Raw genomic sequence first — 22,497 nt, 5'->3', positions numbered from 1 at the left:
CGGTATCACTCCGAATCCGTTGGCGGCATCGGCCCGTATCCCTGGGCGCCAGGCAGAACCACGGTTCCCGCTGGTGTGTTCACCGTGGTTGCGCTGGATGGCGGCGTTGGTGCTTCCTTCTTTGCTTGGGGCTGGATGAAAGTAGGCCGGTAGCGGTCGATGATGCGACGCTGGTTATGTTCGATCACCCAGCGGCCCGGATCGGCCACCACATACACGTAGGATTGGTCGTGCAGGTCGCCGTCGGCGTCTTCCCAGGGCGCGATCCACAGCCGCAGCACTTTGGGGGCGGTGCGGATCGGCTCGCCAGAAGACGGCGCACGACCCTGGATGGGGCTTGGCGTCTGCTGCGCCACCGTCGGCGCGGGCTTGTCTTTGCGCAACCCGGGGAGGTTGTCCGCGATTGCGTTGGCGTACACGCCCGACAGCGAGGCGCAACTGACCCCCTCGGGGGCCTTGCAAGCGAACTTGGTGTCGCCGTCTAGCCCGGACATGGTGCTGGCACACCCGGACAGCACAGCACCACTGAGCACGACGGCCCACGGCAACGTTTTCATCGCCCACCCCCTTTGGCGGCGCTGACCCGCTGCGCCGCGCTGTCGGACAGCCGCCGTTGCAGTTCCGCCGCAGGCAACAGGCCCGCAGCGATGGCGCCGTTGCCAAACACGATGGTGGGGGTGCCGTTGATGCCCAGTTCCCGCCCAAGCTGGATGTTGCGCTGCACGGGGTCGCTGCACTCGGCGGATGGCGCAGCCGGTAGCTTGCCCCCCTCCATGAAGTCGCTCCACGCTTTCGCGCGATCCTTGGCGCACCAGATGGCGCGTGACTTTTGCTCGGAATCCTTGCCCAGCACGGGATAGAGGAAGGTGTAGATGGTCACATCGTCGAGCTTGGCGAGCTCGGCTTCCAGGCGCTTGCAGTAGGGGCAGTTGGGATCGGAGAACACATACAACGCCCGCGATCCTTTGCCCTTGACGACTTTGATTGCATCGCCGAGCGACAGGATGGAGGGATCGATGCGGTTGATCTCGTCTTGCCGCTGCGCCGTGAGGTCCACCTGTTCTTTCATGTCGTACAGGTGTCCGAAAATCATGAAGCGCCCCGTCTCGTCCGTGTAGGCGATGTTGCGGCCCATGACCACTTCATAGATGCCCTTGACGGGGGTTTCGCGCACCGACGTGATCTTGGTGGCGGGATATTGCTCGCCAAGACGGCGCTCGACCAGCGCCGGATTGGCAAGGGTTGCCGTTGCAGCGGCCAGCGCCACCGCCGAAACCAACCAACGTTTCACAGCGTTCTTGCTCATTGCGAATTACTCCAATGGATTCAAGGATTTACGCATGATCTGGCGGCCACGCTTCCAGATGTCCGTGAAGTCGCCCTCATCGGCGCTCGGGTTCAGTCCTAACGTGATCCCTTTGGTCAGCACCACATCCACGACGCGCCCCGCATCGACCTCGATGATCGGGAACATCTTTTCTGCCAAGTTGATGTAGTACTGCGAGAGGCGATCGAGCGCTTTGCCGACACCCGCGCCCGCGCCCGCCTGTAGCGCCTTGCCGGACTCCACCGTCCCGATCGATCCCAGGGGGCTGGTCGAGTAGGTCGTCGCGCTTTGCTGGAACGCCTGTCCAATGCCAGATGCGACGCCTGCCAGGAGCGCATTCGCCAGCACCTGCCCCTGCTTGCTGACGAGTCGGCCACGCATGCCTGCCTTGCCGTCTTCGCCGACCACATATCCTTTGGCAGCGGTATCGACCACCTCCCCGTTGTTGAGGACGCACGACAGCGACTCCAGGCGAAGATAGGCGCGCTCGGAGCTGATGTCGCCGTACCCTGAGCCAAGAAGAAAGCACTCCTTGACCTTGGCCCGAAAGCGGTTGGGCAGGAAGGCGTGGTCTTGCACGCGCAGCAGAACCGGCCAGGGGTTGTTTTGCGCCTGGCCGCCAGTCGGCGCATCCAGCCCGCCGAGCAGCACTGCGCGCATGAAGGAGCCGGAGGGAATGTAGGTTTTGCCTTGCTCCGGGGCGTCCTGAGCGCCCTGCTGTCCGGCTTGCCCAGTGGCCGGCTTGTCACTGACGTCGGCTTGCCCTACCTCAAAGACGGCGATTCCCGGCTTGGGTGGCGCGACGGGAGCGGGTACGGGCGCAACAGGCTCCGGTTGCGCAGGCGAAGTCGCTTGCGCCGCCGGTGCGGGCGGTGCCGGTGCCGGTGCCGGCGCCGGTGGCGGGGGTGGCGGGGGCAAGGAAGGCAAAAGGGGCGGCTGGGGCGACGGATTGGGCTCAGCCGACGCGGCATGCTTGTTTTCGACCTCTTGCAGCTTTTGGCGAAGTTCTTGGATGACGGCATCCATCTCCTTCATCTGCTGCGAGGATTGCGCCATCCAGACGTCGCGCGGATCGACTTGGGAGCCGGGAGCGGCGATGTTTTTGGTCGTGGCCGCATCCGTTGGCGTCTGCGGCGTCAGAGAGGGCTGTTCATTCCATACTGCGACGCTGCCAAAGACGAGGCCAAGGAACACGGTGCCAAGCGTTCCCAGCATCAGATACTGCTTCGCCTTCGGCGACATCGTTTTGAGTCGCTCGGACAGCGGCGTTGATGCGCGCTCAATCATGGGATGCCTCCGAGATCACGTACACCGCAGTCGTCTCAGCAGGCTTGAGTTCCGGGCGCTCGACCGATACCGCCAGCACGCCGCGCCGGTATAGCTCACGCTCGTCGATGACCATCGGCTTGTCCGATACGTTGGTCAGCAAGTACTTCTCGCCGCGCAGAGGGCCGTTGACCACTTTCACGAGGACGAACATCGCCTCTTTCCATAGCGGCACGAGCTCGTTGGTTTCTCGCGCGTCAAATCCGCCCTCGTCGCTCGACTCCAGCGCCAACACGGTTTGCTTGATCGCTTGCACACGGCTTGCCGCGCGGCCCGCCGTCTTTGCCATCGCGGGTGTCGAGCGACCTTTGATCAGGATCGATTCCGACGGCCCGTCCGCTACCGCCAGCAGCAGACGCCAGGTTCGGCCTGCTTCGTCCGCCACGAAAACGCTGAACGCGGTCTTGTCCGTCGTGGGCTGGATAAACACCGTGCCCGCGTCCTTGTCCGCGACCACCGAGAAGTCGCCCTCGGCACCAAAGACGCGACGTATGCGCTGGTCCTCGATGCGGATAAGCGTGGGCTCGGTACGGGATACGGTGGCGCTGAGCGTGTCGTCCGGTTTTCCCGTCAGCACTTGGGCCGCGTGGGCCGCGCGTACCTCAAGTCCGGCCAGCAGCAGTGCCGCCAAAAGGATCCTGGTCGGATGTTTCCCTGAAATCCGAAACATAGAGTCTCCCGTTGATCAACTTGAACCCCACCATGTACACCGCGCTTCGCTCCCCCGCCTTTTTGTCAGAGGTCCATGTGTACAACGTGCCGTGGAGCGCCACGCGATTGTTCGGTGCATCGACCGAGATACTGCGCACTGCAAATTGGGTCGAGACGTTGTTTTTACGCAAAAACTCTGCGCGCGCGCCCATTTCGGCTTGTAGCCGCCCGTACTCCGAGGGGGCCGCAAACTTGAGGAACAGGCTGTTTTGGTATTCCGACGTTGCGGGAGTGATGTTGAGTGCCAGACCCGCGTACCAGAATCCCATTTCCTCCAGGTATTCTTTTGACGCCTGTGAGCCGGACACCCACATGGTGCGGTTGACCTCCGGCGGCAGCAATACCACCCGCTCCGACCCGATCAGTCGGAGTGTGGTTATGACCAGCAGCAGCGCCAGCGCTGCCAGTCCGCCAGCCAGCCAACGCAAGAAGCGGATTTCCGCGCTCGCGTTGGCGATGCGGTCCGTGTATTCCTTGAAAATCATTGCGATTTCTCAACGAACAGCGAAATGTACGACTCATGCCGGTCGCTGCCAGGCAGGGTCATGGTGGCCGTGACGCGATACCCGGCGCGCAGCAGATTGTCGATGCTGATTTCGTTGAGGTTCAGACACGACAGCCGATAGTTCGAAGTCGCCATCGAGTGCAGAATGCGCGCGCTGCACACGTCACGCTGCACGTCCTTCTTTGTTTCCTGTGATTGTGCATATGCCGTGGCGGCCAGCGCGGACATCACAGCAGCAGCGATCATGGCTTTTTTCATGGAAACCCTCCTTTTGTCACATCAACCCAAAAAGTATCGAACGTTGGACGGCGGCGTCACCCGAGGCTTGACGAAGAGTCCGCTCGGCAGCCACCAATACATGGCGTGAACCGCAAACTTGGGGTGACGACCAGCTTTCAGCCGGCCATATTGCCAGGCCGCCGCCGCGCCCGCCGCGAGCCCGATGAGCATGGCTCCCGCAATGACACCCATGCCCACGAGCATGATGGCGATGATGGCTTGATCCATTTCCCACCACAGGAAACGCTCTTGCGCATCGAGCGATTTTGGAATGTACCCGGTTTCGTCGCTGTTCACGCCATTGCTCCCGTCACACTTGAGCGGTCAAGATGCCGGTGATGATCGTTGGGGTGTATTGCAAGAAAATCGCAAAGCCGACGCCCGCCAGAATCGGAATGGGATTGACCCGCGCGATCGACAGAATCGCTCCAATGCCTACCGCCGCCACCGCCACCGCTCGACCGAAATATCCGGTCACCACGTTGTTGATCCAGGTGTAGAGCGATTGGAACTCGGTGCCGGTCGTGCCGGCCATTGCGCCACCCGCCATCAGGCAGAGCGCAGCACCGAACAGGGCGAGCTTCATGTTGCGGTTGAGGTTTTTCATGGTTGAACTCCTTTCGAGTGTTGGATGTAAGACTTCAAGAACCAGCCGATTCCAAGCCCCAAGGCGATGCCGCCTATGTGGGCTTCAAACCCGCTGTCGAGTAGCGATCCTGGCAGCAGCACGCCCATCGTGATGAACGCCGCTGCGATGAGCATGTCGTACACGGCCTGTTTGGTTTTTGCGATCACATGCGATCTCCTTTGCTGACGAAGTGAACTTCCGCGCGACGGTTCTCTGCGCGCCCTTGCTCCGTGGCGTTCGAGGCGATATAACAGCACTTGCCCTGCGCCTCGATTTGCATCGGATTCTTGATGCCTCGACGCATGAGAGCGTCGGCCACCGCTTCGGCTCGCCGCAATGCCAGCCGGTCGTTGTAGGCCGCTCCCCCTACGTCGTCGGTGTACCCTTTGATGAGCAGCAAGTCGTTGGGCCGCACGCTTTCGGCGATGGCGTCGATGGCCGACCGCCAATCTCCCACCATGTCCGCCTTCGCGAAGGCAAACCGAACCACCACTGGCGGTTGCTGCCGTTGTTCTTGCTGTTGCCGCTCCACCGGCGGCACCGCTGGGCGCTCAGGCGTTTTCGTGGGCATCGAGACGCGCGGCATGACGGGCGCTTGCGCCAGCAGTTCCACCGTCTTCGGCGTGCGCTGGGGGCAATCGGGCTCATCGCACAACGCCCAACGCTCACCCACCCATTCGATGAGTCTCTCGTTCTTTTGATGAGTTTGGGGAGTTGGCTCCACCGTTACTTGACTGGCGCAGCCCGACAGCACGGTAACAACGCTCACACCCCACATCCACATCCAGTTGAACATCACAAGTGACCCCACTTCTTGAGAACCTGTGCAACCTTGTGCGCATACACGATGCGCTTGTCCGGGCTGGCGGCGTTGTAGGCGCCAATCGCTTCCCAGGTATATCCATAGCGGCGAATGTTGCCCGCCAGCACCCATGCGCCCACGTGCGTATTCGTGCAGGCATCCCACAGGTCCACTTCGCGGATGCCGTGCTTGCTTAGCACCGGCAGCCAGCGGCTGTTGATCTGCATGTGCCCGATGTCGTAGCTGCCATCTCGGTTTCGATTGAGCGCGCGCGGATTGCCGGACGACTCTATCTTCGAAATCGCCTTGAGTAGAGCGACCGGCACCTGATAGCGGGCCGCCGCCTCTTCAAAGCATGCGGCGCGCGTCGTGAGCGCCGCAAACAAGAGGGGCAAAGCCAGAGACCATCGATAGCAGCACATGCGCCTATGCTAGCCCATCGCGCGCCAAAAGTCTTGCCCAAAAAGCGACAGCAAATGTCTCGTTTAGCAACATCCGCCCGTCTCGCCGCTCTTGGGTGCTTTATTCCGACAGCGCACCACAGTTGGCGGTCGGAATAGCTTGCACGCGGTCGAAGTAAAAGCCTTGTAGCTCGTCCGCGCCCGCCGCTCTCGCCCGCTTCGCCTGCCGCCGGGTCTCGATGCGCTCGACGACGACCGTTGCGCCGCCGCTGAGCGCGCGCAGAACCGCGATACCGCGCAGGCTTTCCACCTTCACGAAGTCGGGCTGCACCATGCCAATCATCGACAACAGTTTACCGTCGCGCATTGGTACGTCGTCGAAGGCGATGAGCCCCCCGCCCTTTCGCCACTCTCTCATCGAGGCCAGTACTTTGGCGACCGCCCGCTCTCGTTCTAGCGCAGCCCCTCTCTCTACCAGCTCCAGCACGACGCCCGATGGCGCAAACGGGATCACCTCTTCCCATGCTTCCAGAATGGTCGAGTATTCGATGTTGCTATGCACCCGAATACCCAGCTTTTGCCTGAGTAGCGCCGCATGTCTGAGTGCCGCAAGATCGACCTCGATCATCGCTGTCGGATCGTGCAACGGCACCGGATACGGAGACAGAACTTCCAGCGCCACCAATTCGTGCGTTTCCGAATCGACAATCGGCTGAATCTTGGCGCGATCCATGCGTAACTTACAGGCGCTTTTGCAGGTTGCCCATCCATAGCCATATCGACAGCGCCTTGAACAGCAAGACCGTGGGCGCCACGATCAGCGGCATGGGGACGGGCAACATCAGCCAGATGACTGCCGCAATGCCGACGATCCGCATGAAGTGCACACCGATCTTGTGCCGAATCGGGCTTTGTGAGATGAAGGCGTTTTTTCGGATTTCGCGCACGTAAAAACCATCCACTGCTGCGGCGAGCAGCAGCGGGATACCAAGCAGCAGCCACATCACGAGCGCATACGCGCGGTACGTCACGATGCTCAACCAAAGCACGCTGGCGTAGGTGCGATCTGCAAGCCAGCGCTCGATGCCGCTGCTGCCCAGGCCGCCCGCCGTTTTTACGGCATCCTCTGCCATGCGAGCGATGGCTGGCAGGGCCTGGGTGGCGATCCAGTGCTCCGTTCTCTCCCCCGCCCAAGCGCGGAGTTGGGCGCGCTCGGCCTGCCATGTCTGCTCCAGCACGACAGACGGAATCAGCGCCCATGCGGCGACCAGGCCAGCCATGATGAGTACCGCCAACATCCCTGCCCACTGTTGGGACTGCTGGGTATGCGCTCTACCGGCCATGCTGCCTTCCTTGCGCGATTACTGGCGAGCGACAACATCCGTCGCCGATGCGGCAACGCGCGCCAGCACCCAGTCCATCAATGTCGTCAGTCCCGTGCGCACCAGCGGGCCAAGAGGGTATGGCTTGGGGTTTTCGATGATGAGCGGGGCGGCACCATCGAGATCGCCAAACGCCACATCCTCGACGACGGCTACGCGGTCGATCAGCCCGAGCTTGAGCGCATCCGCCGCCGTCCAGACCTCACCGCTGTCGATGGCAACCGAGTCATCGAGCTTGCGGCGCTGCCGCACCTCTTGGACGAAAAACGCCCCCAGCGTCTCGACGAGCTGCCGTGCCTTGGCCTCGTCGCCCGGTGTCGCCGGAACGAACGGGTTGAGCATGGCCTTCGATGTTCCCGAGCCGTAGGCTTTGTACTGAACACCCAGTTTTGCCAGCGCCTCGCTGACGTTGAAGGCCGTGATGACGGCGCCAATGGAGCCCACCAACGAATACGGACCCGCAATCACTTCGTCGGCCTGTATGGCGATCATGTAGGCCGCCGAGGCGCACATCCGCTCGCAGGCCGCCACCACCCGTACATCAGGGTTTTTCGAGCGCAGGTAGCGCAGGCGCGCGTTGATGCGCTGCGCCAGGGTCGGATCGCCCCCGGGAGAGTCGATGGACAGGATCAGTACCTTCTTTCCGGTCTCCGAGGCGCGCGCGACTTCGTAAGCCTTTTCCACGCGCGCCGTCAAATCCTGTAGATCGATGGCCGCACCGATCTCCCCTCCAACCCGAACGACGGGGACTACCCGGCCCGATGGGGGCGCAGCCCGTTCGCGCGCGATCTGCACGCCAAGCGCAGCCACGAACACAGCCGCCAATCCAAGGGCCATGTTGCGCAGCCAGCGCATGCGGCGACGGCGGCGTAGCTCTTTGAGTGCCAAATCGTAGTATTCCTGCTGAATGGCGGGCTGCATGTTCGTTGTGATTCGTTTCGCGATTCTCAATGACTGACCTTGAGTCGTCGGTATGTCCACGGAGGCAGCGGGTTGTCGTCGCGCCAAAGGCCGCGCCGGTATGCCCTTGCCTCTGCTTGCTCTAGATGGTAGGTTGGCGCGATGGAATACTGCTCGTAGGCCCAGGCCATGCCGCGCCTGATTTGCTCGATGTTGATGTTTCGCCCATCGACATACAAGGTGCACAACTGCCGCCCGTAGCGGTCGGTTTGTTCGCAAACCGCATCGGCTTCCTTGCCGAAGGCCAGTTCCGCCAGCGATTGCTTGGACGCCTGCCCAAACGGCTGTGAAGGCTGGTCACGGCCATGTCCGATTTCTGGCGCATCGATACCGGACAGACGGATTCGATGTGACTTCCAGTTACGATCCAACAGCGTGACGGTATCCCCGTCATGGACGGAAACGATCCGTCCTTTCAGAGTAATCGGCGTGGCACCGGCGCCAGCCGATGCCAGTAGCAATGCTGCGATCGGTAAAACTTTCGCCCACATATCAAACCAAGATCGGAATGCGCCCCTTTATTGTACGCCCCCCGGACAGTCTTGCAAAGTAATGCAGGGGCGGCAGTTCGCTCAGAATCGCTGGCGGAATCAGGTCCGCTTCCTCTTCCATCGCTTGCTCTTGATAAGACGCGCTGTAGGTATCGTGAAGGGCGGTGTCCACGTTGTGACCATAGCGCACCATCATCGATCGCGCCTTGATCTTTGGGATACCATCCGCGATGTACTTTTGCGTCTCCGCATCCTGCACGCGCAAGGTGATCTTGTTGTTGGTGTTCGCCAGCACCTGGCGCGCTTTGTTCTCGTCTCCCAGGCGCGATGCGAAGTCAGCGAATGTCTGCGTGGCGATGACCATTCGAAACCCCGCCCCGCGCCCCTTGTTCAGAAGTTGGATGGTGGGGTTGTTGATGACTTCCGCTGCTTCATCCACGAAAACATTGATCGGCTTGATCGAGTTGATGCCGTAGTTGTAGCGGTCGCCAGCAACTGCCGTCAAGTCGGCCAGCAGAATGGAACCAATGGCACTGCCCACCGTCGAGTCGGCCAGCGAGTCCAGACCCACGTACATCACCTTGTCGGCGCGGATGATGCGCGCCATGTCCGTAACCACCCGGTCGTGCCCTGGCTCGAAATCGGGTGACAGGAGCTCCGTCAGCGGATCGCTCGTCAGCATGGAGAGAATGGGAATGAGCGAGGCCACCATCTTTTGGAAGTGCTCGCGGTTGTGCTCGTAGGTCGAGATCAAGCCGTCCAGATCGACGTTTTGGGCTTCGTGGATGACGACCTGCTTGTAGAAGCTGATGTAGGCGAGTAGCTGATTGCCCTTGTACTGCTTGACGAAACCGCTGATGCGGCTTTCCCAGTCGTTCACACGCTCGCGGAAGTGCCGCCGCAGCGCTTTGAGCAACAGGTCGTCCGGCCCGCCCTCGACGTAGCGCCGCAGTTGCACGAGATTGGGGCGCTGTCCAGTGGCGATGAGGCCGTTGACAATATCGTTGAGCACCTTCCAGCCGAAGGCCGTGAACGGGTCTGCGCCCGTTTCGGAGGGAATCAGCGCCGCGATCCGGCTTGCGAGCTCCGTCTTGCGGTTCCAGTTGCGCAAGGGATCGATGCAAGCGGACTTCTCAGGATGGGCAGGGTGGAAATAGACGAACCGATCCGGCTGCCCAAGCGCCTCACACACCTTGCGGGCGTTGGAAGCCAGGCCGTGGTCGCCCTTGGGGTCGATGATGATGACGGGCTCTCCCCGCGCAATCGCCTGGCCGATCAACAAGTCGAACAAGCGGGTTTTGCCCACCCCCGTGCTGCCAACGATGAGCGTGTGCCCTTCCAGCAGCGACAATTCGGCGTACACGTCCTCTTCTCTAGCGAGCCCGTGGAGCCAGTGCGCCCCGTCACTGATGAACTCCTTGCCAAAGGTCTCCGCTACCCCTTTGCCGATGAGGGCGTGCATCTTGCGCGCTTCGATGTCGGTCCAGGTAAAGCCCCGGCCCAGCCAAAAACGGCCTTCCTTGAGCTTTGTCGTCAGGTGTAGGGTTCCGGACGATTGCATAGATCCTTCGCGTCGTGCACTCTTCGTTAGTCGCGCAGTGATGCGAGAGCTGATCGACAACCTCCGGAGCGCTCAACCATGATTATTCGCCTACACAAAAACGCCACCACAACCCCCGCCACCCGCGCCTACATCCAGTCCTCGTCCTTGTCGGTTGCGGCCTTGGCAGCCGAGTTGGGCGTATCCGAAGACACCATCCGCCGCTGGAAGCGTCGGGACTTTGTGGAAGATCGCCCGCATACCGCGCATCGTTTGCAGACGACGCTCACCCCGGCGCAGGAGCTTTTGGTGGTGGAGCTGCGCAAGACCCTCCAGCTACCCCTTGACGATCTGCTGGTGGTCACACGGGAGTTCATCAACCCCCGGGCCTCACGTTCTGGGCTGTATCGTCTGCTCAAGCGCCATGGCCTATCCCAACTGCCCAGTGAAGCCAAGGATGCGCCTGCTTCCAAGCCATTCAAGACCTACATGCCGGGCTACCTGCACATCGACGTCAAGTACCTGCCGCAGATGCCCGACGAACATCAGAGGCGTTATCTCTTCGTCGCCATTGACCGCGCCACCCGTTGGGTCTTCATCCAGATTAAGCCAAACAAGACCGCAGCCGCGGCCAGAAGCTTCCTGAAGGCCTTGCACAAGACCTGCCCGGTCAGAATCACGCACATCCTCACCGACAACGGCAAGGAGTTCACGGATCGCCTCTTCGCCTCAGGCGCGCGCGCACCGTCCGGGAAGCACGAGTTCGATCAGCTCTGCCAGGCCCTTGGCATCGAGCATCGCCTCACCAAGCCCAGACACCCTCAGACCAATGGCATGGTCGAACGCTTCAACGGCCGTATTGCCGAGGTCCTTGCCACCCATCACTTCAACAGCGCCGAGGACCTCGAGACTACCTTGACCCGTTATGTTTGGCTGTACAACCATCATTTACCCCAGAAGGCAATCGGACACATAACACCTCTGGAGGCCTTGAAAAAGTGGTACGCTCAACGCCCCGATCTTTTCATCTTCAAACCACGTAATCGTCCGGGACCTGACAGTCAGGTCTTTGGCCGTGATGAATTGCTTGCGGGTCTTTTCGACGGCGCGCTTGCGAGCGTGGCTGCGCTCCAGCGCTTGCTTCGTCCGCCAGGCAGCCACACCAAGACATCCGATGGCTGCGAGTACCCCGGCCTTGTTCGGCACTGGCAACGTTGCAGTCACTGCCAGCGTTATGGCCGAGGCAGCCAACCACGACAAGGCCATCGGCCATTCGTGTACCGGGCGCCACGGTTCCTCGAAGTCAACCGACTCGAACATCGCGCTTTACCGCTGTGGCAATTGCTTGATCAAGGCGTCCACGTGCGGGCGCGCTTGCATGTGCGCGTCTGCCGTGCGCTGGGCTATTTGCCTGCGCAGTTGCTCGTAGAGCGCTTCACACTCGCGCTGCTGCTGTGGGCTTTTATCGGGACGGTTGCAGGCATACGCCGCTTGCAGCATGGCGGCGCGCTGTTCCCGGTCGATGGCCGCGCGCGGCATGCTCGCGTCGCGCTCCGACGCCTGTGAGGCTGCGATCAATGACCCGGTGACCATTGCCGCCAACCAGTCACGGATAATTTTTGGCTTCGGCATATTGTTTCACCGACTCGAGTATTTCGCCTGCTTTGCATTCCAGTGTCTCGGCATCAATATGGTATTGATCCGATTCTTCCACCTTGAAGTCTTTTAGCGATTCAGCGATCATCCTCTTGATCGGCTCGTAGCGAATGTAGGGCTTGGAAACATACACTCGCGTTACCTCTGGTGCGCCATATTGGCGAACGCCATGCTTCCACGCAGACAGGTATTTGCTCGGGTGCCGCGTGGCAGCTAGGCGCATGTTGCCGTTGCTGAGCTGCATCGCCAACACGTAGCCACCCGACTCTGGAGTGCCGCACTCCACAGCGACAGACACCAACTCGGGGCTTCCCGCATAAGTCCAAATACCGGTTTGTTTATCCATTGCATCCATCTTTAGCGTCCTGTGTTCAGCGCTTGGCGCTGTACCAAGAAGGATACGCACCATCACAGCGTCTGGCTAGATCGAAAACGAGACGCTCGGTGCACTGTTTTGGTACAAACCCGGCGTTTTCCGTGCTTGGCAGCGCTTGCGGCGCCAAAAGGTCGAACAGGCGACCTGGCCGTGGCTGTTCGCGAAGACAAAAGCGCAAGCAACGGTTTTGAGTGGCTGCCCACCCGATAACCGCTGTGCTCGGGGCCGCCTGCCAACACGACGGCTTTCCCGGCTGAACTTGGTGCCGACCAGGCGGATGGGGGCACCTGCTGCGCGATGCTTGGCCGCGTAATCCTTGGCCTTGAGTTGCGCCGGCGCCTTGCCCTCGGGCTGCGGCTCGACCACCTTGAGCTCGAACAGGTCGATGCGATCAGGGAGCTTGACCGTCAGGCCGATGCGGCCTTCGTTCGCGACGTCTTCGGGCGTCGAGACCGACCTACAGGATCAGGGGGCAGCCTTGGCTTTCGGCTTGCGTAGAGGCCGTGTGAGCGTTTTTTTCTTGCTGGTAGAGCCCGAGGTAGCCGCCCCTCTTCGTCGAAGGCTCCTAGCGCGATCTGGTGGCTCTGCGGGCCATTGTAGAAGCACGACGGTTGTCTGGTCTGCAAGGTGTGCCGAACGCGATTGGCGATTCCTTGAGTCATTTTAGATTATAGAAAGATTATAGAAAGATTAGGGGGCCTCGGCGCAAACTTTTTTCGCCTGATATTTCAACGACTTAGATATGTTTTCCACAGCCCCCAACCTACCCGCTATCCCTCTACTTTTCTACCCGCTATCCCTCTACTTTTCTACCCGCCATCCCTCTACCCCCTACCCGCTATCCCTCTAAATGCCCCCCCCAAACCTACCCGCTATCCCTCTAGTCGCTACCCGCTATCCCTCTAGTCGCATTCATGATAACTGCGCTTCTGTGGATACGCTGTGGATAACTAGCGATTTTTGACCTACCCGCTATCCCTCTAGGGGGTCTGGCATGGTCTTTGCTTTTTTCTGGACGACCACGCCGTCATCTTCGTCGATGAAGCAGCACCACCCCGTCGCCTGCGACAGCTTGTCCAGCGCGCGCTTCAGAAGCTGCCGGAACCTCCAGAGCTCCTCGGTTTCGCTGCCGCACAGCCGCTGAATGGTCTCGACCTTGTAGGTGTGCGGCTTGGCGTGCGTGGAGTAGAACGCATGCAGCCACTGGGCCAGGGGATGCCGCCGCAGGGCAGCGCGCTGCTTGGTGTCCAGCGCCGTCCAGTTGCTCCCTGCAAAGAGCACCGCCAGGCGGGGGTTGACCTTGATGACGTACTGCTCGGTCTTTTCGTCTTTGAAGCCCTCTTCGAGCAGCGGCCCGAAGTAGCTGTAGCGCCCGTCGGATACGCGAATGATGCACCCCGCAAGGTCGAGCAGTGCTTCGTGAAGCCACTTGCGCTCGCTGCCACCGTTGGGCGTTCGACCTATCGCCTTGAGAAACGAGTAGGCGCTGAAGCGGATTTGTTTGCCCGTGCCTTGCTTGCCCGCCAGGGCTAGACAGTGCTCCCACACGTCGAGATGGGCTTGCGTAGGACGGTAGCCACGCGCGATGTACACGCGGATGCCATCCACCGAGGCGATTTCCTGCTCTCGGCGGAACACTTTGGCCGTGACGCCGAACAGGGCCGACCTCAGCAAGTGGTTGGGCAGGGGCTTGCCATCGGTGGTCACGGGCAGTCCAGCATCGATCAGTTGCTGCTCGTGGCGGGAGAGTATTTGATGGAGCTTGGCTTCGAGGCTACCCGCCGCAGGCTTGTCGCTCTTACCATCGTCCGTGCTCTGCGGTTTTTGCGCGGGATCATCCATCCCTCCTTTCTAGCAAACCAACGCCTCAAAACCTGCTCCGATAAACGCCCTCTCGTGTCGTCTATGAGAACAGGGTTTTCTGGATTCTGGCACGGTTATTGCTTCCAGCGGCGCAGTACGCACAACAAAAAAGCCGAGCATCGCCCGGCTTTCCCGTTCGCATCCACCCAGAATCAAGCGGGCTGAATGCGGTAGCGCTCGATGTCGCCGCCTGCGGCCAAAATCTGCTGCACCCATGCAGGCTTGCGGCCAGGCCCGCCCGACCAGGTTTCGCCGTTCGGCCCTCGGTATTTCGGTACACCCTTGCCACGGCCACGGCCACGACCGGCAGTGCCCGCCAGCTCCTCTACCGTGATGCCATAGTCGGCCATTTTGGCTTTGATCTCAGCGATCACGCCACGCAACTCTTGCTTGCGCAGTTCCTCTGCCTGTTGAAGCAGCGCCTCAGCCTGGGCCTTCAGTTCTTGGTATGTCGGCATAGATACTCCTACTGTTGTTTGACACGGCGCGATTATAGGCGCACCAAACAGACGGATGCAACTGATAACAAATGGCACGGGTATCAAGGGATGGCCTTGCGTCTCGTGCAAGCAACAGGTATCAGCATCGCTGGAGAGGACTACGAAAAGCGGTCCCGTCCAGCGCAGCCACTACAGATCAAGTCGCTGGAGCAGCCAGCGCCACTCGGACGGTGGCCACGGGTTTTCCGGCTCTCGATCCACGTCTAACACGGCGAGAGCCGATTGGCGCAAACCAACCGGCTGCATGCGCCATACGTAGCCAGCATCCCACCAGCGGGGATGGGTAACAAGGATGCCGGCCTCATCGAAGGCCAGCGGCATCCAGCGGTCGCCTGCTATGTCGATGGTTCGGCCAACAGCGAAAAATATCCCGTCCCGCCTCAGACCGATCCCTCGAACAGATGCAGGCGGAAGCAGTTCGGCGCACTTCCCATAGACAATGGCGCGCCATGGGCGACCGTGTTTCGTCGGTGGAGCGGGGCGATGCTCGTTTGTAGCACCGGTTGCGGCCCACCTCAACACAAAGCGAGCCAAGCCAAGGATCGAGAGGCTCGTTATCGCAGAACACCATCGTTCCATCATCGGATGCCCTGTTATAGGCTTATCCAGACATCACACCATCGCTGCGCCAGGTTATGAAGCCGCCGCCCGCCGTTTTGCGGGCTGCTTGTCCTCGTCGGCAGCAACGCTCGGGGTTTTCGGGTGCTGCATGGCCTTGCGAACATAGGTGAGCGCCTTCATCACACAGGCCGCCTCGTGTCGAATCTTCGCAAACTCCATCTCCGTCTCGATCACCTTGTCGCGCTCCCAGTCTTGGGCGTACCCCAGCAGCTTGCTCATGGTGTAGTTGACGGCACCCCTTGGCTTTGCGATGTAGGTAACGAACGGCCTGCGGTTTCCTTTCTGTGCAGACCCATACCAGCGCTTGTCATACCATTCCATCGCGATGGAGTTCCCAAGCTGCCGAACCCGAGGCTTGAGCGAGCTCTTCTTCGGCCAATCCGTTTGTGGGTTGCGCTCGTTCTTGAAGCCGTAGTAGCCCTCCGCCGCAGCCGTCGCCCTGCGGTATAGCTCTTCCATGTAGCCTTCCAGGGCCGCCTTGACGGCCTCCAGGTCATGCTTGTCGCTCACAGCCAGTCTCCTTTCTTTACCAGATAGGTAGCACTCATCGATTCCTTATATAGGGCGCCGAGCATCACGAGCCGATAGGCACCTCTTTCCGTACACACTAAAGGAACATGTCGCTCTTTCCTCTTCATTCGAATGGAGAGGAACCGGCGGACCTCACTGCCTGCGCCGCCTCCCTCCGGCGACCTGTCTGCGATTCCTTCTTTGGATGAAGAGGAACGTAGCCGCCGGTCGCATCCCGTGCTGCGAACGCCCGCTATGCCGCGCTCAAACCGATGAACCATACCGTTCCCTTCATACTTTAGAAAACCGCGTCGTTTTCCTCTCCATTCGAATGGAGAGGAACCGGTGAACCGCACTGCCCGCGCCGCCTTCCTCTGGCGACCTGTCGGCGATTCCTTGTTCGAATGGATAGGAAGCGCGGACAGAACATAATCTACACCAAGAGCGCGTCCAAGTGTTGTCGTAATCGAGGCTCTACGTGTCGCATTTCGAACTAGCTTTTTGGTCAATGTCCTGCTATTGTTGACTGACGGTGCGCTGCCGGTGCAGTCGTGACCAAGGAGCAGCCAGCGCTGGTCGCCCCGGTTCACTGGTGGTTCACTGACAGTGCAGTGCCTCTGGCATTGACACCGGAAGGCGTTTTTCGATTGGGTATTGATCACGGAGTTGCAAGTGAACGTCATCGGAATCGACATTGGTTACTCGAACCTCAAGCTCGCAGCGGGTAATGCTGCGCAAACGCCCCGCACGCTGTTGCGCCCAGCCGGGGCCGCGCCCGCAGATCGGTTTGGTTCGCGGTTCGACGAGCGTGCCCAGGACGACTTTCTTCATGTGCAAGTCGATGGGCAGGAGTTCGTCGCGGGCGTCTCACCGGACCGCGCCGCAATGTGGAGCCGCTCGCTGCACGCTGACTATCCTGCTACGCCGTCGTACAAGGCGCTCTTTCACGCTGGCTTGCTGTTGTCGGAAATGGACACGATCGATGCGCTGGTCACGGGCTTGCCTGTGTCACAGTATCTCGATGACCAACGCAGGGCCGCGCTCACTCAACAAATGCAAGGCGATCATCAAGTCACGCCAAAGCGCTCTATTCACGTCCGCAAAGTCAAAGTCATCCCTCAACCCGTGGGGGGGCTATTGGACTACATCTCCCAGGAAGACGCCGACATCGAAGATGCCCGCGTTCTCGTGGTCGATCCCGGATTCTTCTCCGTGGACTGGGTGGTCATCGCCAACAAAGACCTGCACCGCCATTCCTCGGGAACCAGCCTCAATGCGTCTTCGGTCGTGCTGGAAGAAGCCGCGCGACTGATGGCGAAGGATCATGGCGCAACCGTTGCGACAGAGGCGCTCGAAAACGCCATGCGTGCAGGCAAGAGCAGCATTTTGGTGTTGGGCCAACGTGTGGAACTAGCCCCCTATCTGGAGCAGGCATCCCAAACCGTTGGCGACGTGGTGACTCAAGCGCTGCTGAAGTCATTGCGCACGGAAGGCAGCGGATTCGATCTTGTCGTACTGGTTGGCGGTGGGGCGGGGTTTTTCCGGGCGGCGATTCAATCCGCATTTCCACGGCTTCGTGTCGTCTCCCCCAAGGAGCCGGTTTATGCCAACGCGCGCGGGTTTTGGCTGATGGGGATGTCGCTGTGAGCGGGATTCGCGTCGTCCTTACAGTGACGCCATCGAGCCCCGAGCTCTTCGCGGCACTGAAGGATATTCCCGCTCGCATGCGGGCGGAGCGCATTCGCACGCTGGCAACGCTGGGTTTGGCGGCGCTCGCGACCGGTGCCGCCCCCCGTCCGCGCGACAACCCGGCCCCAGCCGAAAAGGCTCCCGATACCGCGCCAGTGCGAGCCGGGCGCGCAGTGAGCTTTGCCAAGTCGCTCGGCGAGGATTTGTGATGGAACGATCGCGCCGTGATCGCAGGATCGGGCGACACCACGTCGCGTTCTACCGGGGGTGGCTTCAGGGCCTTGAGCTCAAGGCGCTGGCGGATCGGTATCTGGAAACGGGCCTCGATTTGCGGGTTGCCAAGTCCACGCTGGCGTGGTTGCGCGACACGTTCAGCCAAGCGGCCTTGCGGCATGGGAAGAAAGGCGAAGCGCGCCTGCTGCGCTTGCACCTGGCGCCTCGAACGGCATCGAGTGCGGTATCGTTGCCGCCGTCGCTGGAGGACTTTCGCCAAGCGCACGACCCGGATGGGTTCTACCGCGAGGACGAGCTCATTCGGCTATACGTGCAGACGTTCCCAAGCGTGCTTGACCGCAAGACCCGACAGCGCCAACGACTCATCGAGCGGCAGTTGCGCGCCCTGGACGTGATCGAGCGCCTGCTGACCACTGAGCCCGTGCCCGCTGACCCCGTGTCGGCGTGGTTCGATGAGACGTTGGCCGAGCGCTTGGCGGGCGCAAATATCGTCACCATTGCCGACCTCATCGAGCGCATCCGTCGGCGGGGCCAGCGCTGGTGGACGACCGTTCCCAAACTCGGCGAAAAGGGCGCCCAGCGCATCGTCGAGTGGCTTCGGGGCTATGAGGCATCGGTCGGCCCCCTGCCCTCCTACGCCTGCGCGCCTGCACGCCACAAACCCTCAGCAGAAGTCGTCCCATTACGCGCCAGGGAGACGGCCATCGTGCCCATCGAGGCGCTGGCCGTGCCTTCGTCGCTGTCGGGCGAAGCGGCTTCCAACCGCTATCCTGGACCACCCCGGATTCAGGCCGGCAACGACCAGCAGGCCATTGATGCTTGGCTGACCACCAAGTCGGGCAGCCCGCACACCCTGCGTGCGTACCGCAAGGAGGCGGAACGGTTGTTGCTTTGGGCGGTCATCGAGCGCCAGAAAGCGCTGTCCGACCTCACCGTCGAGGACTGCGCGGCCTACCGCGATTGGCTCTCAGCGCTGGGCCGCACCGATCCTGAGCACTGGCCGTATCGACTACCCCAGTCGGCATGGATCGGAAAGCGCAACACGCCGCGCTTCAGCCCCGAGTGGCGTCCGTTCGATGGCCCGCTGTCGGCAACCAGCGTGCGCCAGGCGCTGACGGTTGTCTCCAGTCTGTTCGAATGGTTGGTGCAGGTTCAGTACTGCGCGTTCAACCCTTGGAGCGCCGTGGGGCGCAAGCTAGCGGCAAGCGGGGATGCGCCACCAGATGTCGAGCTGTCCCGCGTGTTCTCTGTGGCGCAGTGGGAGTATCTGATGGCCCACATCGACGCCATGCCAGCCAGCGAGGCAGTGGCGCGGATGCAGTTCGTGCTTGCCTTTGCTCACGCTACGGGCTTGCGCCTGTCGGAGTTGGTCGATGCCACCGTGGGCCGACTCTACACCATGCCGCTGAAAGACGATTTGGGTATGCGCTGGATGCTCAAGGTGCTAGGCAAAGGGGGGCGATGGCGTGCGGTTCCCGTCCCCACGGCGGTCGTGGATCGACTGCGCCAATACCTGACGTGGCGCGGACTCGATGCCGACCCCCTTCGCAACCCTGCCGACACGCCGCTCATCACCCGGCTTGGCAGCCTGGCGCCGGTCAGCGGCAGCGCACTGTACAAGATGCTGCGGGCGGTGTTTCACGACGCCGCGCAACAACTGGTTGCACAAGGCTTGGAGCAGGAAGCCAAAGCCTTTGAGCGGGCCACAGTGCACTGGCTGCGCCACACCTGCGGCGCTCATTTGGCCTCCAGTGGCGTGCCCGTCAACCTCGTGCAAAAACTGCTGGGTCACGCGAGTCTGGCGACCACCAGCATTTACACGGAGACCGATGATGAACGACTATGGATCGAGGTCGAGTCACGCGCCTGAGTGCCGCTTGTGCGAACGGCTTGTTTTGAGCCGCCGTTGCATCGTGCAGCCGACCCCTTGTCCACCTGGCGGACTGCTGGCAATCGGTGAGGCACCTGGCGCCGAGGAAGACGAAATCGGGGAAGGCTTCGTCGGGCAGGCCGGGCGCGTGCTCGATGCCCTGCTCGTGCAGCACGGACTGGAGCGCAATCGCGACTACGGCGTTGCCAACATCGTTCGGTGTCGTCCTGAAAACAACCGCGCGCCAGGCCGCCACGAGATCGCCAACTGCCTGCCCAAACTGGGCGAGTTCTTGCTGATGTGCCGGCCTCGTGTACTGCTGCTGGTTGGCACAACGGCCACGGAGGTTTTTCTTGGCAGCGGCGCGCTGTGGTGGCAAATCGAGCGCTCGCGCGCGTCGGCACTGGTGTTGGCGAAAGATGCCCACGATGCTCTCAAACCCGCCATCCGCCACTTGCTGCACGTCGCAGGCCCCGTCTATGCCGTTCCGATGCCTCATACATCCGGCATGGCCTGGAACCGCAAGGCGCTCGACGGGCGCAGGTGGTGCGATATTGGTAAGGAGCAGGTTGAACTGGCCGTCGAATGCCTGGAGTTATCGCATGCTGCTTGAGTTCAGGACCGACCGGCGTGGCTATACCATGTGGCTGGAACGCGACCTGTTCGGAGCCTTCGTGCTGCATCGGCGCTGGTATGGCCTCTACAACCGGCGAGGAGGGACGAAACGCCAGGTGTTCGACGACGAACAACGGGCGCTGGCAGAGGTCGAGCGCCTTGCTCGCGTGCGTGAGCGGCACGGATACCGTCTGCTGTCCGTGGCGGTTGGATGCCAATATGCCCGCCGAAGTGGAAGCCCGCCTTGAAGCACTGGCGAAGGCCACCGGACGCACCAAGACGTTCTATGCCCGCGAAGCCATTCTTGAGCACTTGGACGACCTCGAAGACCTGTACCTTGCAGAGCAACGCCTGATCGACATCCGTGCAGGCCGCAGCCGCACCCATACGCTGGAAGAAGTGGAGCGCGATGTTGGCCTGGCGGATTGAGATCGACGACAAGGCCAAGCGCGACTTGGCCGGTCTGGACGCTGCCCAGGCGCACCCGGTGGTGCGCACTGACGTTGTTGACATCCTCCCCCGCCTAAAGTCGGGGGATTCCTACGGCGCTCACCCCGGCATCGAGCCGGAATGAGTCGCTTCGGTGGGTTCCTGCTTCCGACCGCCTGTGCGGTTCGATCCACAGGCCATCCGGGCTGACAGAGGCAAGCGCCTCCATCCCACCGCAAGCGTGCGGCGTGTCCTGCCCTTCGTCTCGCAACAGTTGCATCCCGCGAGAAAGGATGTTGATCGCGCCGACCAGATCGGCGTTTTCCTCGAAACCGCATTCGACGCACAGAAACCGGGCTTGCGCCTGGCGGTTGTCCGCCGACACATGGCCGCAGGCCGGGCACGTCCGCGACGTGTTCTGCGGCGGCACGACGATGAGATGCCCGCCGGCCCATGCCAGCTTGTAGTCCAGTTGTCGGCGGAACTCGAACCAGCCTTGGTCGAGGATGGCTTTGTTCAGACCGGACTTGGCCCGAACATTCTTGCCCGGATTCTCGGTTGTGCCTGCCGCCGACCTGGACATGTTTCGCACCTGCAAGTCCTCGATGCACACCATCGCGTGGTTTTGGCTGATCGTGGTCGTGGCCTTGTGCAGGTAGTCGCGGCGGACGTTACCGATCCGGGCGTGAATCTTCTGGACGCGGGCTTTCGCCTTCTTCCAGTTGTTGCTGAACTTCGTTTTGCGGCTCATCGCCTGCTGCGCCTTGCGCAATGCGGTTTCGTGCCGCTTGAAACTGTTGAGCGGCGCGTAGAACGTGCCGTCTGAGAGCGTGGCGAAGCGTGTCACGCCCATGTCGATGCCCACGGCACTGGTGGCCTTGGGCACTGGGGCTTGAATTTCACGCTCTGTCTGGATCGACACGAACCATTTGCCGCACGACAGGCTCACAGTAACGTTCTTGATCTCGCCCAGTACCTCCCGGCTGTTGCGATAGCGCAGCCAGCCGAGCTTGGGCAGGAAGATGCGGCTGTTGGCCTGGTCGAGCTTGATCTGTTTCGGGTCGGGATAGCGGAAGCTGTCGTGTTGGCCCTTCTTCTTGAAGCGCGGGAAACCGGCCCGCTTGGCGAAGAAGTTGGCGTAGGCGCGCTCCAGATCCTTCAGCGCCTGTTGCAGCGGATGCACAGGCGCATCGGCCAGCCACGGCGTTTCAGGCCCATTGCGCCACTCGGTGAGCAGCCTGCACAGGCCGGCGTAACCGAGCTTCTTCTCGCCTTGCTCGTAGCGTTCCTTCTGCAACGCCAGCGCCTTGTTGTAGACGAAGCGGCACGACCCGGCAAAGCGGCGCATCTGGCGCTGCTGTTCGCCGCTCGGCATCAGTTCGTATTTGAAGGCTTGCAGACGTTGCATGGGCGAAATGATACGCTTGGCCTATGGGACGCTTACGGCGTCCGCGCTATCCTTCCCCGGCCTGAAGGCCGAGGCCTGCCGCGCACCAGGTCAATCGTCCGCATGCAAATCCGCCATCAGATCATCCACGTTGGCGAACTTCTTGCCCTTGCCCGCTTCCAGCTCGGCAATAGCCTTGCGCGTGGTGGCGTTGGGTACTTTCACGTCGAAGGGCAAGCGGCGCTCATCGGCTACGCGCAGCATCAGCAAGCGGATGGCGTCCGAGATGGACAGGCCCATTGCTTTGAGCGCGTCAGCAGCGCGCTCCTTGGTGTTGGTGTCGATGCGGGCGCGGACGTAGGTATCGGCGGTGCTCATGATGAACTCCAGGCAAA

At 61.3% G+C, this 22,497-nt stretch carries 28 protein-coding genes and 2 pseudogenes; 7 read left to right on the top strand and 23 right to left on the bottom strand.

The features are described 5' to 3' along the window. Window positions 1–5: 5 nt before the first annotated feature. The 16 genes from traV to traD all read right to left on the bottom strand — a co-directional run bounded on the left by traV (window position 6) and on the right by traD (window position 10,274). A complete protein-coding gene (gene traV / locus ACPP3B_RS12580; RefSeq protein WP_424859201.1) occupies window positions 6–557 on the bottom strand; it encodes a type IV conjugative transfer system lipoprotein TraV in 552 nt (183 codons plus the stop codon). Beyond that, a complete protein-coding gene (locus ACPP3B_RS12575; protein WP_424859200.1) occupies window positions 554–1,306 on the bottom strand; it encodes a DsbC family protein in 753 nt (250 codons plus the stop codon). Before ACPP3B_RS12575 ends, traV begins: the two co-directional genes overlap by 4 nt. A 6-nt stretch (window positions 1,307–1,312) precedes the next feature. Beyond that, window positions 1,313–2,614, bottom strand: coding sequence for a TraB/VirB10 family protein (locus ACPP3B_RS12570; protein WP_424859199.1), 1,302 nt, complete (start codon window positions 2,612–2,614; stop codon window positions 1,313–1,315). Beyond that, the gene (locus ACPP3B_RS12565) at window positions 2,607–3,284 is read right to left on the bottom strand and encodes a TraK domain-containing protein (protein WP_424859198.1); all 678 of its coding nucleotides are present in this window, start codon (window positions 3,282–3,284) and stop codon (window positions 2,607–2,609) included. The genes ACPP3B_RS12570 and ACPP3B_RS12565 overlap by 8 nt, the downstream gene beginning before the upstream one ends. Next, window positions 3,256–3,849 (bottom strand): TraE/TraK family type IV conjugative transfer system protein, encoded by a 594-nt coding sequence (locus tag ACPP3B_RS12560; RefSeq protein WP_424859197.1) that lies wholly within the window; start codon window positions 3,847–3,849, stop codon window positions 3,256–3,258. The genes ACPP3B_RS12565 and ACPP3B_RS12560 overlap by 29 nt, the downstream gene beginning before the upstream one ends. Then, window positions 3,846–4,127, bottom strand: a complete 282-nt coding sequence (locus tag ACPP3B_RS12555; RefSeq protein ID WP_424859196.1) for a hypothetical protein — start codon at window positions 4,125–4,127, stop codon at window positions 3,846–3,848. Before ACPP3B_RS12555 ends, ACPP3B_RS12560 begins: the two co-directional genes overlap by 4 nt. A 21-nt stretch (window positions 4,128–4,148) precedes the next feature. Beyond that, a complete protein-coding gene (gene traL / locus ACPP3B_RS12550; protein ID WP_424859195.1) occupies window positions 4,149–4,445 on the bottom strand; it encodes a type IV conjugative transfer system protein TraL in 297 nt (98 codons plus the stop codon). A 13-nt stretch (window positions 4,446–4,458) separates the two neighbouring features. Beyond that, the gene (traA, locus tag ACPP3B_RS12545) at window positions 4,459–4,755 is read right to left on the bottom strand and encodes a TraA family conjugative transfer protein (RefSeq protein WP_424859194.1); all 297 of its coding nucleotides are present in this window, start codon (window positions 4,753–4,755) and stop codon (window positions 4,459–4,461) included. Next, window positions 4,752–4,943, bottom strand: a complete 192-nt coding sequence (locus tag ACPP3B_RS12540) for a hypothetical protein (protein ID WP_424859193.1) — start codon at window positions 4,941–4,943, stop codon at window positions 4,752–4,754. The genes traA and ACPP3B_RS12540 overlap by 4 nt, the downstream gene beginning before the upstream one ends. Next, on the bottom strand, window positions 4,940–5,545 hold the full coding sequence (locus ACPP3B_RS12535) for an OmpA family protein (RefSeq protein WP_424859192.1): 606 nt from the start codon (window positions 5,543–5,545) through the stop codon (window positions 4,940–4,942). The genes ACPP3B_RS12540 and ACPP3B_RS12535 overlap by 4 nt, the downstream gene beginning before the upstream one ends. A 26-nt stretch (window positions 5,546–5,571) precedes the next feature. Next, on the bottom strand, window positions 5,572–5,964 hold the full coding sequence (locus ACPP3B_RS12530; RefSeq protein ID WP_424859191.1) for a lytic transglycosylase domain-containing protein: 393 nt from the start codon (window positions 5,962–5,964) through the stop codon (window positions 5,572–5,574). 136 nt (window positions 5,965–6,100) lie between these two features. Beyond that, complete coding sequence (locus tag ACPP3B_RS12525) at window positions 6,101–6,712, bottom strand: EAL domain-containing protein (protein ID WP_424859190.1); 612 nt, start codon at window positions 6,710–6,712, stop codon at window positions 6,101–6,103. A 7-nt stretch (window positions 6,713–6,719) separates the two neighbouring features. Continuing rightward, window positions 6,720–7,259, bottom strand: a complete 540-nt coding sequence (locus ACPP3B_RS12520) for a DUF4400 domain-containing protein (RefSeq protein WP_424859189.1) — start codon at window positions 7,257–7,259, stop codon at window positions 6,720–6,722. Window positions 7,260–7,340: 81 nt separating this feature from the next. Next, entirely contained in the window at window positions 7,341–8,282 is a 942-nt protein-coding gene (locus ACPP3B_RS12515; protein WP_424859188.1) for a S49 family peptidase, read from the bottom strand. A 26-nt stretch (window positions 8,283–8,308) separates the two neighbouring features. Further along, window positions 8,309–8,812, bottom strand: a complete 504-nt coding sequence (locus ACPP3B_RS12510; RefSeq protein WP_424859187.1) for a thermonuclease family protein — start codon at window positions 8,810–8,812, stop codon at window positions 8,309–8,311. 1 nt (window position 8,813) lies between these two features. Further along, window positions 8,814–10,274: a conjugative transfer system coupling protein TraD gene (gene traD / locus ACPP3B_RS12505; RefSeq protein WP_424860196.1), complete on the bottom strand. Its 1,461-nt coding sequence runs from the start codon at window positions 10,272–10,274 to the stop codon at window positions 8,814–8,816. A gap of 177 nt (window positions 10,275–10,451) precedes the next feature. Here traD and ACPP3B_RS12500 point away from each other — a divergent pair. Next, window positions 10,452–11,411 (top strand): annotated as a pseudogene (locus ACPP3B_RS12500) (IS481 family transposase); the annotation flags it as partial. Window positions 11,412–11,958: 547 nt separating this feature from the next. Here ACPP3B_RS12500 and ACPP3B_RS12495 read toward each other — a convergent pair. The 5 genes and pseudogenes from ACPP3B_RS12495 to mobI all read right to left on the bottom strand — a co-directional run bounded on the left by ACPP3B_RS12495 (window position 11,959) and on the right by mobI (window position 15,878). Continuing rightward, window positions 11,959–12,363: a hypothetical protein gene (locus tag ACPP3B_RS12495; protein WP_424859186.1), complete on the bottom strand. Its 405-nt coding sequence runs from the start codon at window positions 12,361–12,363 to the stop codon at window positions 11,959–11,961. A 66-nt stretch (window positions 12,364–12,429) separates the two neighbouring features. Then, window positions 12,430–12,819 (bottom strand): annotated as a pseudogene (locus tag ACPP3B_RS12490) (PD-(D/E)XK nuclease domain-containing protein); the annotation flags it as partial. 537 nt (window positions 12,820–13,356) lie between these two features. Beyond that, a complete protein-coding gene (gene trfA / locus ACPP3B_RS12485; RefSeq protein ID WP_424859185.1) occupies window positions 13,357–14,226 on the bottom strand; it encodes a plasmid replication initiator TrfA in 870 nt (289 codons plus the stop codon). Between the two features lie 173 nt (window positions 14,227–14,399). Further along, window positions 14,400–14,705, bottom strand: coding sequence for an H-NS family nucleoid-associated regulatory protein (locus ACPP3B_RS12480; RefSeq protein WP_424859184.1), 306 nt, complete (start codon window positions 14,703–14,705; stop codon window positions 14,400–14,402). A gap of 675 nt (window positions 14,706–15,380) precedes the next feature. Further along, a complete protein-coding gene (gene mobI / locus ACPP3B_RS12475) occupies window positions 15,381–15,878 on the bottom strand; it encodes a conjugative transfer protein MobI(A/C) (protein ID WP_424859183.1) in 498 nt (165 codons plus the stop codon). A 672-nt stretch (window positions 15,879–16,550) separates the two neighbouring features. Here mobI and ACPP3B_RS12470 point away from each other — a divergent pair. The 6 genes from ACPP3B_RS12470 to relB are packed head-to-tail and all read left to right on the top strand — an operon-like array spanning window position 16,551 to window position 20,715. After that, window positions 16,551–17,525 (top strand): ParM/StbA family protein, encoded by a 975-nt coding sequence (locus tag ACPP3B_RS12470; protein ID WP_424859182.1) that lies wholly within the window; start codon window positions 16,551–16,553, stop codon window positions 17,523–17,525. Next, window positions 17,522–17,776, top strand: coding sequence for a hypothetical protein (locus ACPP3B_RS12465; protein WP_424859181.1), 255 nt, complete (start codon window positions 17,522–17,524; stop codon window positions 17,774–17,776). The genes ACPP3B_RS12470 and ACPP3B_RS12465 overlap by 4 nt, the downstream gene beginning before the upstream one ends. After that, window positions 17,776–19,671: a phage integrase family protein gene (locus ACPP3B_RS12460; RefSeq protein ID WP_424859180.1), complete on the top strand. Its 1,896-nt coding sequence runs from the start codon at window positions 17,776–17,778 to the stop codon at window positions 19,669–19,671. The genes ACPP3B_RS12465 and ACPP3B_RS12460 overlap by 1 nt, the downstream gene beginning before the upstream one ends. After that, a complete protein-coding gene (locus tag ACPP3B_RS12455; RefSeq protein ID WP_424859179.1) occupies window positions 19,631–20,284 on the top strand; it encodes a uracil-DNA glycosylase in 654 nt (217 codons plus the stop codon). Before ACPP3B_RS12460 ends, ACPP3B_RS12455 begins: the two co-directional genes overlap by 41 nt. Next, window positions 20,274–20,534, top strand: coding sequence for a WGR domain-containing protein (locus ACPP3B_RS12450; RefSeq protein ID WP_161595443.1), 261 nt, complete (start codon window positions 20,274–20,276; stop codon window positions 20,532–20,534). The genes ACPP3B_RS12455 and ACPP3B_RS12450 overlap by 11 nt, the downstream gene beginning before the upstream one ends. After that, entirely contained in the window at window positions 20,506–20,715 is a 210-nt protein-coding gene (gene relB / locus ACPP3B_RS12445) for a type II toxin-antitoxin system RelB family antitoxin (protein ID WP_424859178.1), read from the top strand. Before ACPP3B_RS12450 ends, relB begins: the two co-directional genes overlap by 29 nt. Before the next feature lie 94 nt (window positions 20,716–20,809). Here relB and ACPP3B_RS12440 read toward each other — a convergent pair whose 3' ends face one another. Both ACPP3B_RS12440 and ACPP3B_RS12435 read right to left on the bottom strand, forming a co-directional pair. Continuing rightward, window positions 20,810–22,123, bottom strand: coding sequence for an RNA-guided endonuclease InsQ/TnpB family protein (locus ACPP3B_RS12440; protein WP_424859177.1), 1,314 nt, complete (start codon window positions 22,121–22,123; stop codon window positions 20,810–20,812). 90 nt (window positions 22,124–22,213) lie between these two features. Next, window positions 22,214–22,483 (bottom strand): type II toxin-antitoxin system RelB/DinJ family antitoxin, encoded by a 270-nt coding sequence (locus ACPP3B_RS12435; RefSeq protein WP_201739292.1) that lies wholly within the window; start codon window positions 22,481–22,483, stop codon window positions 22,214–22,216. Between the last annotated feature and the right edge of the window lie 14 nt (window positions 22,484–22,497).

The sequence above is a fragment of the Tepidimonas sp. HKU77 genome (assembly GCF_049728535.1).
Classification (GTDB): Bacteria; Pseudomonadota; Gammaproteobacteria; order Burkholderiales; family Burkholderiaceae_C; genus Tepidimonas.
This window is presented reverse-complemented; position numbering and strand designations above follow the sequence as displayed.